Raw genomic sequence first — 13,462 nt, 5'->3', positions numbered from 1 at the left:
CCCGCTCCCATTAAAGGACAGAGCTGTAACCTGAAAAGTTACAGCTCTGTCCGTATCAGGCCGCAGTCACCCGGAGAACGGGACGCCCCGCCGATTCGCAGGAAAGCCGCCCCCTCACAGGCCCTTTGTCCACACGGGTACGGGCTGGGGCGAGGTGGTCGGGCCGAAGACCTTCAGACGACCGTCTTCGGTCACCTCCATCGGGTCGATGAAGACCATGCGCGCATCGCCCGTCGGGGCCGTCCGGCCGTGGTAGACGCAGTACATCCCGCCGCCGGGAAGCTTCAGAACCATATTGTGCCCCGTTCCCGTGACCTCGCCGCCCTTGTCCGCATTCTTCTCGAGGACCGGATTGTCCGACGATTTCACGAAGGGACCCAGCGGCGAACCGGCCGTAGCATAGCCCACCGCATAATGCTGCCCGCCGTAGAAATTGGCGGAATACATCATGTAATAGGTCCCGTTTTCCTTGAAGGCGTACGACCCCTCGGTCCAGCGCCGGTTGACCTCTCCGGCGGTGACCGAACGGCTCTCCCACCCGGTTTGCGGGTCGGAGGCAGACTGCGGGGGCGTCAGCAGAGCGACCGGCTCGCCGATGACGCCGCTGAAATCGGGCTTCATCTCCACACCGTACACCCAACTCTCCTCGATCTCGTCGAAAAGCCCCTTGTCGCGCGCCCACACCGAAAGCTCGCTTTCGACGGGATGCTTGTAACAGCAGCGCGAATAATAGAGATACACCCGGCCGTCATCGTCCCACAATACGTTGGCGTCGATCACCGGATAGCCGGGATCGAACACCGGACGGTCATACAGGTCGGAAAAGGGACCCGACGGCGAATCGGCAACCGCCACCCCGATACGGAACGTTTCGAGGTCGCCGTTCGGGTTATGCCGCCAGTTGGCACTGAAAAACAGGTAATAGCGGCCGTCGCGTTCATACACTTCGGGCGCCCAGAAGCAGTCGGTTCCCCATGCCGAGGCATTGCCGTCGTAGACGACATCGCCCTTCTGCCAGGTAACGAGGTCGTCCGAGACGCAGACGCGAAAACCCCGGATGTCGCCGCTCGTTCCGTACATATAGAATTTTCCGTCAGCGGCGTGGAGGATGAACGGGTCGCCGAACGCAACGTCGAGCGGATTACGATATGCAGGCGAGTCGCATCCGAGCAGGATCGCCGGCAGGAAGAAGATGAGCAGTTTTTTCATACAGGTTATTTGAATGGTTTGAATCCGTCGTAAAATGCCATTTGGCGCGTACTCCGACAAAATTATTCGTTTTAGTTTTTTTTCAGCCATGCCGCCACCCGATGGGCCGCAATTGATCAAAGAGTTATACATTATGGAAATATTTTTCCATTTTGCGCCGGGCCGGACACCTATCTTTGCAGGGTCCGGAGACTCCGAAGCCCGTTCGTCCGCGGCCCTCATCCCCGGTCCCAACCTTAAATCTTACGACCTATGAAACGATTGCTTCCATTAATCGCGACGTTGTTCGCCATCGCCTGCTGTGCGGCGCAAAACCTCCGGAAAGTGCCCCTGGCCGATCCTTTCATCCTGCTTTACGACGGGGTGTATTACGCCTATGGCACAGGCGCCGGAAGCGGCATCGAGGTGTGGACATCCCGCGACCTCTCCACGTGGGAGAGGGCCAAAGGCAACGCCCGCGACGGACTGGCCCTGCACCGCACGGATGTCTGGGGCGAAAAATGGTTCTGGGCGCCCGAGGTCTATCGGCTGAATGACAAATTCTACATGTATTTCACGGCCGAAGAGCACATCTGCGTCGCCACCTCCGACTCGCCGCTGGGTCCTTTCGTACAGGAGAAGCGGCAACCGATGATCGCCGATGAAAAGTGCATCGACAACACGCTGTTCATCGACGACGACGGCCGGGCGTACATGTATTTCGACCGGTTCAACGACGGGCTGAATATCTGGGTCGTCGAGCTGGAAGACGACTGCACGACGCTGAAAAAAGAGACGATGCGCCCCTGCATCCATGTTTCGCAGGAGTGGGAAAAGGTCTGGCCCCGCGTCAACGAAGGCTGCTTCGTGATCCGGCGGAACGGCACTTACTACATGACCTATTCGGCCAACAGCTACGAAAGTCCCTTCTACGGCATCGGCTGCGCCACGGCCGACTCGCCGCTGGGCCCCTGGACCAAATACGACCGCAATCCGCTGTTGCAGAATCCCGGCGAACTGGTCGGCGTCGGGCACAGCGCCCTGTTCCGGGACAAGGCGGGCAACCTGAAGATCGTTTTCCATGCCCACAAAAGCAAAGGCGCGATCCATCCGCGGGAAATGTATATCACCGACGTGCGTTTCCGCCCCGTCGAGGGCGGCTGCCGGATGGAGATCGACCCCGGATACTCGCCGGCCCTGATCGCTGAATGAACGATGCCCGGATGCAGCGTGTGCATCCGGGCATCGTTTTTACAGGAGGATGGGATCGGCCTCGCGATCAATAGAACGTCCCTTTCGGGGCGAAAATCGCATACCCGAAATTGAAGGTCAGGTACATGTTGCGCCAGTTTTTCAGGTCGTATTTCGTCAGCGCGAGGCTCACGGGACCGATCGGCGTGTGGTAGACCAGCGACGCCTCGGCGATATAATGCCAGCGCTCGTCGGGATTCTTCAGGGGGTTGAAGTCCCGTTTTTCACGGAACATGGTGTAGAACCCCGTCCGGAAGAAGCAGTTGGGCAGCAGGTCGAAGGTCGGCATCAGGCCCCACGCCGCAAAGCGTTTGCCCCGGAAATCGGGCATGTAGATCATCCGGGCATGCGGCACGGGCGCATAGTCGGGCATCGACATCAGGGTCGCGGATTCGGTCCGGAACCGCGGGTGGTTGGTCCACACGGCATCGACGTTCAAACCGAACGAGAACCAGCTGACGCCCGGCACATCGAAGAACTTGTCCCACGAAAAACGCCCTCCGATCCACTGTCGGGTTTCGCGCGAAATGAAGTCTTTCGCATCGTAGGGCTGGTATTTGTCGCGTCCGGCGACATAGATGGCCGAGAGATGCAGTTCGGAACCGCGGCGGGGATAGAGGAACTTGTCGAGCGTATTGCGGGCGACCCCGGCCCGCAGGCCGAAGAACGAGAAGCGCGAATGGTCGGTGTCGTCGGCGAACAGCACGTCCGAATCGTAGCGGTAGTTGATGTGTCCGGCGTTGGCGCGCAGCGTCAGGAGGCTGCGGTGGGTCAGCGGCATCCCCACGCCCGTCGAAAAGAAGCTCTCGCTGTTCTTGACCTGCTGGGCGTTGCGGACCTTGGTGACGTTGCCGAAATAGCCGTGGCGGAAATTCCGGACCGCGAAATTGTAGGAATAGTCGAGGAATATCGGCTTCCACGCGTAGAAATCCGTCCGGCCCCCGATCGCTCCCCAGGTGTAGATCGGCCCCAGGTAGAGGTCTGCGCCCAACTGCTGCGCGACGCGGCCGATGTTCTTGTAATTGATGCCGATATAGGCCTGGTTGAAGGCCGTCGAGGAGATGTTTCCCCCGAGGATGATCTTGAAATTGGGCCGCGTGCCGAACTTGGCCTCGAACGAATAACGTTCCCGGACGGAGTCGTAGCGCACGGTGGGGAAGTCCATCGTGAAATCGCCGCCGGCAAGCACCTCGAAGAGATTGTCTTTCAGCTCCTCGAAGCCCATCGGCCGCTGAATGCCCGGCGTGCGGCGGTCCACCTGCACGAAATCGCGGATATACTCCCGCTGGGCGCGCTTCAGCCCTTCGAGTTTGTAGTCGTCGAAGACCAGCGGCGGACACTTGGCACGGAACGCCTCGCGACGCCCGGCGTAGTAGGCCGAGTCGCGGCGTTCGGCGACTTTCTCCAACAGCTGCGGCATGGCCGCCACGGCGTCCTCATAACCTGCGTTCATAATCGCCTCGGCCTGGTCGAAATCGAGCATGTTGACCCCCACGGCGCGGCGGATCGTGACGCTGCGCTCCTCGGGCAGCGTGTAGTCGGTATCGTGCATGGCCAGCATGAAAGCCTGGTCCATGATGTTGCTCTCCTCGCTGGGCGGGGTGTTGCCCTCGGTGCAGATCGAGCCGACGATCAGATCGGGCCGGAAATCTTCGTCGAGGGGTTTCCACGGGAAGTTGTCGTAGATGCCGCCGTCGTAGAGCAGCATCGAGTCTTTCACCATCGGCTTGAACACCAGCGGAATGGACATCGACGAGCGGACCGCCTCGCTCAAATCCCCCTCGCGCAGGACCACCGGCCCGCGGTGGTTCAGGTCGCTGGCCACGCAGAGGAACGGAACCATCAGGCGGTCGAAATCACCGTCCGCAGCGGCCGTCGCCGGAGCGAACAGCTCCGTGAGGGCCATGTCGATCTGCGTCGAGGAGATCAGGTTCCGGGGTACGCGCAGCCGCTTCCCGGAGGGACTCTCGACGTCGATGCGCAGGCTCAAAAACGCGGGATTGCTCCCCACCTGCCGGTAATAGGCCATGTATTTGTTGGGGTCGATGCGCCCCGAGACCCACTCCTTGACCACCCCCGAGTTGACGATCGCACGCATTTCGGCCGGGGAATATCCTGCGGCGTACATCGCGGCGATGATCGAACCCATCGAGGTCCCGGCCACATAGTCGATCGGCACGCCGTTCTCTTCGAGCGCCTCCAGGACGCCGATGTGGTAAAGCCCCTTCGCGCCGCCGCCGCTCATCACGACCCCTACCTTCTGGGCCGCAGCAGGGAGCGCCGCCAGCAGCAGCATCCCGACAAATGAGCCGATTTTACGCAACATATCTCAATTTTTTTATAACTTTGCACGTTACTACGATGTCGTTCAAAAGTAGACAAAAAAGAAACACGATCAAAATATGACTGACAAAATCAATGAACTCCTGCGACGTGTCGAGGAGTTTAAGCCGAAAGCCGCCGCCGAAATCGAGGAGTTCCGCATCCGGATTCTCGGCAAGAAAGGCGAGTTGACCGCCCTGATGGAGGAGTTCAAGACGGTAGCCCCCGAACTGAAACGCGAACTGGGCCAGCAGTTGAACCGTCTCAAAAACGAGGCCACGGAGCGCATCAACGCGCTGCGCGAGCAGTTGCAGAACGCCGCGGCCGACGAGGCCTCGTCGTCGGGCGACCTGACGCGCCCCGGCACGGCCGAGCACCTCGGTTCGCGCCACCCGATCTCGCTGGTGAAAAACCAGATCGTCGAGGTCTTTTCGCGGCTGGGCTACACCGTGGCCGACGGACCCGAGATCGAGGACGACTGGCACGTCTTCTCGGCCCTGAACTTCCCGCCCGAGCACCCGGCACGCGACATGCAGGACACGTTCTTCATCGAGAAGGACCCCGACATCCTGCTGCGCACGCACACCTCGTCGATCCAGGTCCGCACGATGGAGCGTCAGAAACCGCCCATCCGCGTCATCTGCCCGGGCCGTGTGTTCCGCAACGAGGCCATTTCGTACCGCGCGCACTGCATCTTCCATCAGATCGAAGGACTTTACATCGACGAGGGCGTCTCGTTCGCCGACATGAAGCAGTCGTTGCTCTACTTCGCCAAGGAGGTCTTCGGCGAGCAGGCCGTGATCCGCATGCGCCCGTCGTACTTTCCCTTCACCGAACCGTCGGCCGAGGTCGACGTGTCGTGCAACCTCTGCGGCGGCAAGGGCTGCAACGTCTGCAAGGGCACGGGATGGCTCGAAATCATGGGTTGCGGCATGGTGGACCCGAACGTATTGAAAGCCAATAATATCGACCCCGAGAAATATTCCGGATTCGCCTTCGGCATGGGTATTGAACGCATCGCCATGCTCAAGTACGGCGTGAAGGACCTGCGTCTCTATTTCGAAAACGACGTGCGGTTCCTCCACCAGTTCGACGAAGCGCTCTAAACCCCCTGACGCCCATGAAACGCCTCACAGCGACAACGGTCCTCTGCCTTCTGCTCTTCTCCGCGGCGTTCGTCACGGGAAAGGGTCCCTCGGCGGCGCCCGAATACCCCGATTCGCTGCGCAGCGTATGGCTCTACACCGAAGGCGTCAAGCAGAATGCCATCGCCGGAGACTCGGTGCGCGCCCGGGAGCTGTTCCTCGAGGCGATCCGCAACGACTCGACCTACGCCCCGGCCTACTACGAACTCGCGGCGAACGGCATGTACGCCATGCCCGACGAGGCCGTGGAACTGGCCCGGAAGGCTTTCCGGCTCGACACGACGAACAAGTGGTATCACCAGTTCTACGGACAGGCGCTCATCTACGCCGGGCGTTACGACGAGGCGCTGAAGGTCTACCGCCGCCTGCAAACGGAAAACCCGAAAGACCCCGACAACTACCGCATTCTGGCGGCCCTCTACGAGCAGAAGCAAAGTCCCGTCATGGCCCTCGTGACACTCGATTCGGCCGAACTGCGCTTCGGACGCATTCCCGTGTTGAGCGCCATGAAACGGCGTCTGCTGGTGGCGACGAACCAGATCGACAAAGCCGTGGTCGAAGCCCGGGCGATGGTCGAAGCCGCCCCCTATGAGGCGCAGCACCACGTGATCCTCGGCGACCTCTACGCCATCGCCAAGAAGGATTCGCTGGCCCGCGCCGAATACGACCGCGCGTTGCAGATCGACTCCACGAACGTACAGACGCTGATGGCGCTGGCCGATTTTCACGCCGGACAGCAGGATTACCGGGCGCTGCTGGCCGTCACGCGGCAGTTGTTCCAATCCGACGAACTGCCGCTCGAAACCAAGATCAAACGCTTCGGGCAGTTCACCTCCGACACGCGCTTCTACCGCGAATATTACTTCCAGCTGAACGACCTGGCCTCGACGCTGGCCATCCGCTATCCCGACGACAAGCGCGTCGTGGAGCTTTACGCCGGCCACCTGATCGCTTCGGGCGAACTGGAGCAGGCCCTCGCGCTCTACAAGAGCCACCTCGCCGACCAGCCTCCCGCGGAGGAGTATTTCCGGGCGGTGATCGACATCGAAAGCTACCTCCAGCACCCCGACTCGGTCGACAAATACGTCACCCGCGCCCTGGAGCTGTTCCCCGCGAAGGTCGATTTCCACCTCTCCAAAGGGCATGTGATGAGCAACTCGAAGCAGTACGTCAAAGCCATCGGCGCCTACAAGGGGGCGTTGCGCCATGCCGACACGGATTCGCTGCGCAGCGTGATCTGGGGCATGATCGGCGACGCCTGGCATCAGAAGGCCGAGGCCGGAGAACCGAACCTGGAGGAACGCCTGCCCCTGCAAATGGGTCTGCTCGGCAAAAAGGGCATTGCCCGCAAAGCCATGAAAGAGTGCTACAAGGCCTATGAGCGAAGTCTGCGCTACTGGCCCGACAACACAATGGTGCTCAACAACTACGCCTATTTTCTCTCGCTCGAGGAGCGCGATCTGGAACGGGCGCTCACCATGTCGAGCCGCGTCGTGGCGCTCACCGACAACAACCCCACCTACCTCGACACACACGGCTGGGTGCTCTTCAAGCTGGGACGCACGGACGAAGCCAGGAAGATTCTGCAAAAAGCCGTGGCGCTCGACGGACAGAAAAGCCCCGAACTGATGGTTCACTACGGTGACATCCTGCACCTCCTGGGCGAGCAGTTCATGGCTGAAATCTACTGGCGGAGGGCGCTTGAAAAGGGTTACGACGCCCGGCAGATCGAACAGCGGCTGAAACAACCCGCCGTCAAAAAGCCCGAACCCAAAGAATAGCCCTGCCATGAGACCGCTCCGCATCCTGACCCTTGCGTTCCTGCTCTTCACCCTCACCGCCGCCGCACAGACCGACCGCCGCATCGAGGAGCAGAAACGGGTCATCGCGGCCCTCGAAAAGCGGATCGCCACCGAAGAGCAGGAGATTTCGAAGATCCAGAAGGGCCGCACGGCCACCGAGGAACGGGTGCGCCGCCTGGCGCGCCAGATTGATTCGCGCAACCAGCTGCTCGACGAGACCGAAAAGCAGGCGCGCCTCCTGCGCGGAGAGATCGCCCGCACGGACAGCGTGGCCGGGAACCTTTCGGCAAAGCTCGAACGCGACCGCGCGCAGTACGGCGAAATGGTACGCGAAGCCTACCGCAACTACAAGCACAACAACTACCTGACCTATATCTTCTCCTCGCGCGACTTCACGGACGTGGCGCGCAAGATCACCGCCCTGCGCGAGGTCGCCTCGCTGCGCGAACGCAAACTGCGCGACATCGAGGCGCTGACCGCCGAGGTCCGCACCGAAAAGGAGACGCTCGACCGCCGCAAGCGGTCGCTCGACTCGGTGACGCGCAGCCTCTCGGCGCAGCGCGAGAAACTCCAGCGCGACGCCCGCAACGCCAAGGCCAGCATCCGGTCGATGTCGCAGAAGGAAAAGACGGCCCTGCAACGCAAAATCGCACAGGAGCAGCAGCTCGACGTGGCCATCGGCGAACTGCGCAAGCTGACCAAGGGCAACACCGAGGGCGCCTCGTTCTCGGCGAAAACCTCCGGGCTGCGTCTCCCGGTGACTGCCGGACGCGTGAAGCGCTACAAGGAGAACATGGCCGAGATCACCGGTCCGAAGGGAGCGCACGTCATCTCGATCTACGACGGCAAGGTCGTCGACGTGAAGCGCAACCGCATCACCAATAAATACGACGTTTACGTCGCTCACGGCGAATACATAACCTCCTATGCCAACATGGGGACGATCTGCGTCGAAAAGGGCCAGAAAGTGGCAAGAAACGCACAGATAGGGACCATCGGCTCGGCGGTCAACGTGATGACGATGGAAACCGAATACAAACTCGTCTTCGGCATCTACCCGCCCAACCCCGGACAGAAGATGCGGGCGGAGGAGTGTTTCCGAAAATAAAACCGCCGTTTCATGCGGTTCCGTGCGGTGGCCGGCACGCCGTCCGCCCCGGGACGGACAACGACATAACAACAACGAAAAAAAATGGCTGTCAGATACTTTACCGACGACTGCACCTACCGACTCCCGCAAAAGCGCCTCACGGCACGATGGCTGCACGAAGTGGCCGCAGGGGAGGGCTACGCGCTGGGCGACGTCACCTATATTTTCTGCTCGGCGCAGCGGCTGCTGGAGATGAACCGCCAATACCTCGGGCACGATTACTTCACCGACGTCATCACGTTCGATTACAGCGACCGCAAAGGCGCACGGATCGTCTCGGGCGACATCTTCATCGACGTCGAGACCGTTGCCGACAACGCCCGCCAGTACGGCGCGACGACCTTGCAGGAGATGCGCAGGGTAGTGGTCCACGGGATACTGCACCTCTGCGGGCAGGGCGACAAAACGCCCCGCACCAATGCACAGATGCACCGAAAGGAGGACAAATACCTGAAATTCTGGGAGGACCCCCGGCAGTGACCGCGATGAAACACGCCCGATTTATCGCAGCGACCGTCCTCGCGGCTCTCCTGCTGGCCGGATGTACGGGCCGCCGCACGGCCGGAGACGCCGCAGACAAGGCTTCCGCCGGCGACGGCACGTCCGAAACCGCAGTTTCCACGCCGGAGCTGACAGGAAAGGAGACGCCGGCAGGGGAGAGGTCTTCGCTCGCCGCATCCCGTACCTGGACCGGCCGCGACGGCAGCAGCAAACGGTGGGGACCCTTCGCGGAGAACGACACGACATTTCTCTTCGTCCACGAGTACCTTATCGGCAGCGATACGAACCGCTATAAGGTCTTTATCCGAAAAGGTCCGCAGCCGAACGACATTCCCAATTTTGCAAGCCTTTCACCGCAGAACGAGTCGGCATGGAAGGATTTCACCGACCTGCTGCACACGCTCAAGAAACGCCGTCCCGGGCCGCTTGCACACCATGCGGCGCTGGCCGGACTTCCGCACAGCTGGACGCCGGTCCGCTCTTTCCGGGGGAGCTACTACGTAAACTGTTTCAATCCCTATCCGGTGTGGATTTCGGATTCGCTTTTCGTCCGTCAGACAATGGACGGCCCGCGGCCCTCACGCATCAGCGCGGCGGAACGCATCGCCCCGACGCATTACCGCCTCCGGACAACGGCCGGAGACGCCGGCATCGACCGGGTGGACATATACCTTGTGGACACCGTGTGCAGGATGGCTGTGTTCGCCTTCAGCAATGACCGGAAAACAGAACGGTTTCAGTCGCTTTATGTTCCCTTTGAAACAGGACTTGAGATGGATATGATCGACTTTCACTCGCTGGAACTGCCCGACGAGAGCGAGGTGGAGTGGAACGAAACCGACTTCGAAGCGTTGATTTCCGGAGCCGTACCACTCCGGGAGACAGATCCGAAAACAGACAAAACGAATAACGAATGACACTCGATTACGACATTATCGTCATCGGCGGAGGACACGCCGGATGCGAAGCCGCCTCGGCCGCCGCACGGCTCGGCTCGCGCACGCTGCTGCTCACGATGGACATGGCCAAACTGGCTGCCATGTCGTGCAACCCGGCAGTCGGAGGAGTAGCCAAAGGTCAGATTGTCAGAGAGATAGACGCATTAGGCGGCCAAATGGGCCGTATCACCGACCTCACGACCATTCAGTTCCGGATGCTCAACCGGTCGAAGGGTGCGGCAATGTGGAGTCCCCGGGCGCAATGCGACAAAACCCGTTTTTCGGAGGAGTGGCGTCGCACGCTCGAAAACACCTGGAACCTCTATATCTGGCAGGACGCCGCGACCGAACTGCTGTTCGCCCCGGCTCCGGAAACAAACGCGGCGCCGTCGGACAATCTGCCCGACGAAACCACAACGTCGTTCAATTCCGCGCCCGGCACGATTTCTTCGGCAGCCGAATCGGATGCAGATTCAGATCCGACACTCCGAAATGCACCGTCGGCCGCCGGAAAACTCGCCATCCGGGGCGTTCGGACCCGCATGGGCGTCGAATTTTCCTGCCGGAAAGTCATACTCACCTCCGGCACATTCCTCAGAGGAGTGATGCACTGCGGAGCCTCGCACGCCGAGGGCGGCAGGGCGGGGGACGCCGCTTCGCACGGCATTACGGAGAGTCTCCGGGCCATCGGTTTCGAGACCGGACGCATGAAGACCGGAACCCCGGCGCGCCTCGACGCCCGGACCATCGATTTCGAAATCCTCGAACCACAATACGGCGACGAAAACCCCGCCAAATTCTCCTTTTCACCCGAAACGAAACCGATCAAAGAGCAGCTTCCCTGCTTTCTGGTCTACACTTCGAAAGAGGTTCACGACATCCTCCGCACCGGATTCGACAGGTCGCCGCTGTTCAACGGTACGATCTGCGGCATCGGTCCGCGCTACTGCCCGTCGATCGAGGACAAACTCCGCACCTTTGCCGACAAAGACCAGCACCAGCTCTTCCTGGAACCCGAAGGCAGTTCGACCAATGAATATTACCTGAACGGCTTTTCGTCGTCTCTGCCCTGGGAAGTTCAATGGAAAGCCCTGCACAAAATCCGCGGATTCGAGGATCTGCACATTTTCCGGCCCGGATACGCCATCGAATACGACTATTTTCCGCCTACACAGTTGCACCATTCACTCGAAACGAAACTGGTTTCGGGTCTTTACTTCGCCGGGCAGGTCAACGGTACGACAGGATATGAGGAAGCGGCGGCGCAGGGCCTGATAGCGGGCATCAATGCCCACCGAGCAATGAAAGGGGAGAGTCCGGTCGTTCTGAAACGCGACGAAGCCTATATCGGCGTACTGATCGACGACCTGGTGACCAAAGGCGTCGACGAACCCTATCGCATGTTCACCTCCCGGGCCGAATATCGCATTCTGCTCCGACAGGACAACGCCGACATCCGTTTGACTCCGCTGGGATACAAAATAGGTCTGATTTCGCAAAAACAATACGATCATTTCACCAAAAAAAACACACTCGTAGAATCGCTTATTTCATTCGCCCGCGAACAGAGTGTCAAAGCAGCCGAAATTAACGACTATTTAAAATCGGTCGATTCAGAGCCTTTATCGCAGGGAAGAAAGCTTTACGACATTCTGATGCGCAATAACGTCACATTCGATTCGCTGCAAAACGCACTGCCCAAACTGCGGAAATTCATCGCGGCAAACGAAATAACTCCCGAAGCGATCGAAGAGACGGAAATCCAAATCAAGTATAAAGGATATATCGAACGCGAAAAATTCATCGCAGAGAAATTGCGACGCCTCGAAAACATCCGAATTCCGGAAAATTTCGATTTTCATTCAATGAATGCTCTGACCATCGAGGCCCGGCAGAAACTCTCGCGCATCCGACCCGAAACGATTGGTCAGGCATCACGGATTCCCGGAGTTTCACCTGCCGACGTCAATGTATTGCTTGTAAAATTCGGGCGATAGGGTATAATGTTCCACGTGGAACAAGCGCAAGAAAAACACACCGGATACCCACACAAAACAACCAATATTAAAAAGCCACTCCTTCGGGAGTGGCTTTTTAATATCAATATTTCGCTATTTTACAGCACAACCGTACACCAGTCGTATTTATCCTCCGCACGACCATACTGAATATCCTGCAAGCGCGTATAGAGTTCCATGCAGTTCTTTCCTACCTCGTCGCCGTAATCATACGATTTTTCGGTCTGCATATCGTAAATATATCCGATAGGGGAGATAACCGCTGCCGTTCCGCAGGCGCCGCACTCCTCGAAAGATTCCAACTCCTCGACCGGAATATGACGCTCCTCGACAACTAAACCCATATCGCGTGCAATCTGACGAAGGCTCATATTGGTAATCGACGGCAAAACCGAAGGCGACTTCGGCGTGATATACTTGCCATCCTTGATACCGAAGAAATTGGCAGCTCCGCACTCTTCAATGTATTTATGCTCGGCAGCATCGAGGTACATGATATTCGAATAACCCATTTCATGTCCCTTTTCGCCCGACAACAGGCTGGCCGCATAGTTGCCTCCGACCTTCACATCGCCTGTTCCACGTGGAGCAGCGCGGTCCTGCTCCCGGTCGATAGCAACCCGAATCGGTTTGATTCCCGATTTAAAATAGGCTCCGACGGGCGAACAGTAGACGATCAGCAGGGCTTCCCTGGCCGGTTTCACGCCCAATCCGACCGTCGTTCCGAACATCACCGGACGCAGATAGAGCGAAGCTCCCGTACCGTAGGGAGGAACGAAACGCTCGTTGCGCTTGACGACCTCGATGCAGGCATCGACGATCATTTCAATCGAAGGAACCGGCAAGCACAAGCGTTTCGCCGAGGACTGGAGACGCCGCGCATTGTCGGCAACGCGGAAAAGACGCACTTTTCCGTCTACACCGCGGAAGGCCTTGAGACCCTCGAAAAGTTCGATGCCGTAGTGCAGGCATGAAGCCGACATGTGCATCTGGATATATTCGTCATCGGTAACCACCATATCGCTCCATTTCCCGTCGGCAAAGGAGTAGCGAACATTGTAATCGGTTTTGCGATAGTCGAAGCCCAAAGCGCTCCAATCTGTATTTTCCATATCCTATGTTTTTAAAAGATTTATCGAAAATTAGC

The 13,462-nt window shown here is 59.1% G+C and carries 10 protein-coding genes; 7 read left to right on the top strand and 3 right to left on the bottom strand.

From position 1 onward, the window contains the following. Positions 1-114: 114 nt before the first annotated feature. Positions 115-1,209, bottom strand: coding sequence for a glycoside hydrolase family 43 protein (locus NQ492_RS07610; RefSeq protein WP_015546891.1), 1,095 nt, complete (start codon positions 1,207-1,209; stop codon positions 115-117). Between the two features lie 252 nt (positions 1,210-1,461). On the opposite strand from NQ492_RS07610, the gene NQ492_RS07605 reads away from it, so the two are divergent. Next, the gene (locus NQ492_RS07605) at positions 1,462-2,400 is read left to right on the top strand and encodes a glycoside hydrolase family 43 protein (protein ID WP_044054248.1); all 939 of its coding nucleotides are present in this window, start codon (positions 1,462-1,464) and stop codon (positions 2,398-2,400) included. Positions 2,401-2,467: 67 nt separating this feature from the next. Here NQ492_RS07605 and NQ492_RS07600 read toward each other — a convergent pair whose 3' ends face one another. Next, positions 2,468-4,765 carry a patatin-like phospholipase family protein gene (locus tag NQ492_RS07600; protein WP_044054250.1) on the bottom strand — a complete coding sequence of 766 codons (2,298 nt, stop codon included), beginning with the start codon at positions 4,763-4,765 and terminating at the stop codon, positions 2,468-2,470. A gap of 76 nt (positions 4,766-4,841) precedes the next feature. Here NQ492_RS07600 and pheS point away from each other — a divergent pair, with 76 nt between their 5' ends. From pheS to mnmG, 6 genes are all read left to right on the top strand, one after another. After that, a complete protein-coding gene (pheS, locus tag NQ492_RS07595; protein ID WP_015546893.1) occupies positions 4,842-5,867 on the top strand; it encodes a phenylalanine--tRNA ligase subunit alpha in 1,026 nt (341 codons plus the stop codon). A gap of 14 nt (positions 5,868-5,881) precedes the next feature. Further along, positions 5,882-7,687, top strand: a complete 1,806-nt coding sequence (locus NQ492_RS07590) for a tetratricopeptide repeat protein (protein WP_015546894.1) — start codon at positions 5,882-5,884, stop codon at positions 7,685-7,687. A gap of 7 nt (positions 7,688-7,694) precedes the next feature. Then, positions 7,695-8,816 carry a murein hydrolase activator EnvC family protein gene (locus NQ492_RS07585; RefSeq protein WP_015546895.1) on the top strand — a complete coding sequence of 374 codons (1,122 nt, stop codon included), beginning with the start codon at positions 7,695-7,697 and terminating at the stop codon, positions 8,814-8,816. Between the two features lie 84 nt (positions 8,817-8,900). Beyond that, on the top strand, positions 8,901-9,338 hold the full coding sequence (ybeY, locus tag NQ492_RS07580) for an rRNA maturation RNase YbeY (RefSeq protein ID WP_015546896.1): 438 nt from the start codon (positions 8,901-8,903) through the stop codon (positions 9,336-9,338). A gap of 5 nt (positions 9,339-9,343) precedes the next feature. Next, on the top strand, positions 9,344-10,276 hold the full coding sequence (locus NQ492_RS07575; RefSeq protein WP_015546897.1) for a hypothetical protein: 933 nt from the start codon (positions 9,344-9,346) through the stop codon (positions 10,274-10,276). Next, positions 10,273-12,294: a tRNA uridine-5-carboxymethylaminomethyl(34) synthesis enzyme MnmG gene (gene mnmG, locus NQ492_RS07570; protein WP_015546898.1), complete on the top strand. Its 2,022-nt coding sequence runs from the start codon at positions 10,273-10,275 to the stop codon at positions 12,292-12,294. Before NQ492_RS07575 ends, mnmG begins: the two co-directional genes overlap by 4 nt. 119 nt (positions 12,295-12,413) lie before the next feature. Here the strand turns inward: mnmG and NQ492_RS07565 are convergent, their stop codons facing one another. Further along, positions 12,414-13,427: a branched-chain amino acid aminotransferase gene (locus NQ492_RS07565; protein WP_044054252.1), complete on the bottom strand. Its 1,014-nt coding sequence runs from the start codon at positions 13,425-13,427 to the stop codon at positions 12,414-12,416. Positions 13,428-13,462 lie beyond the last annotated feature (35 nt).

The sequence above is a fragment of the Alistipes shahii WAL 8301 genome (assembly GCF_025145845.1).
Classification (GTDB): domain Bacteria; phylum Bacteroidota; class Bacteroidia; order Bacteroidales; family Rikenellaceae; genus Alistipes; species Alistipes shahii.
This window is presented reverse-complemented; position numbering and strand designations above follow the sequence as displayed.

What these genes read in the sequence shown, in the direction of transcription:
- NQ492_RS07610 (WP_015546891.1), bottom strand. Translation starts at nt 1,209, where the DNA reads ATGAAAAAACTGCTCATCTTCTTCCTGCCGGCGATCCTGCTCGGATGC.
- mnmG (WP_015546898.1), top strand. Translation starts at nt 10,273, where the DNA reads ATGACACTCGATTACGACATTATCGTCATCGGCGGAGGACACGCCGGA.
- NQ492_RS07565 (WP_044054252.1), bottom strand. Translation starts at nt 13,427, where the DNA reads ATGGAAAATACAGATTGGAGCGCTTTGGGCTTCGACTATCGCAAAACC.
- NQ492_RS07585 (WP_015546895.1), top strand. Translation starts at nt 7,695, where the DNA reads ATGAGACCGCTCCGCATCCTGACCCTTGCGTTCCTGCTCTTCACCCTC.
- NQ492_RS07590 (WP_015546894.1), top strand. Translation starts at nt 5,882, where the DNA reads ATGAAACGCCTCACAGCGACAACGGTCCTCTGCCTTCTGCTCTTCTCC.
- NQ492_RS07605 (WP_044054248.1), top strand. Translation starts at nt 1,462, where the DNA reads ATGAAACGATTGCTTCCATTAATCGCGACGTTGTTCGCCATCGCCTGC.
- NQ492_RS07600 (WP_044054250.1), bottom strand. Translation starts at nt 4,765, where the DNA reads ATGTTGCGTAAAATCGGCTCATTTGTCGGGATGCTGCTGCTGGCGGCG.
- NQ492_RS07575 (WP_015546897.1), top strand. Translation starts at nt 9,344, where the DNA reads ATGAAACACGCCCGATTTATCGCAGCGACCGTCCTCGCGGCTCTCCTG.
- pheS (WP_015546893.1), top strand. Translation starts at nt 4,842, where the DNA reads ATGACTGACAAAATCAATGAACTCCTGCGACGTGTCGAGGAGTTTAAG.
- ybeY (WP_015546896.1), top strand. Translation starts at nt 8,901, where the DNA reads ATGGCTGTCAGATACTTTACCGACGACTGCACCTACCGACTCCCGCAA.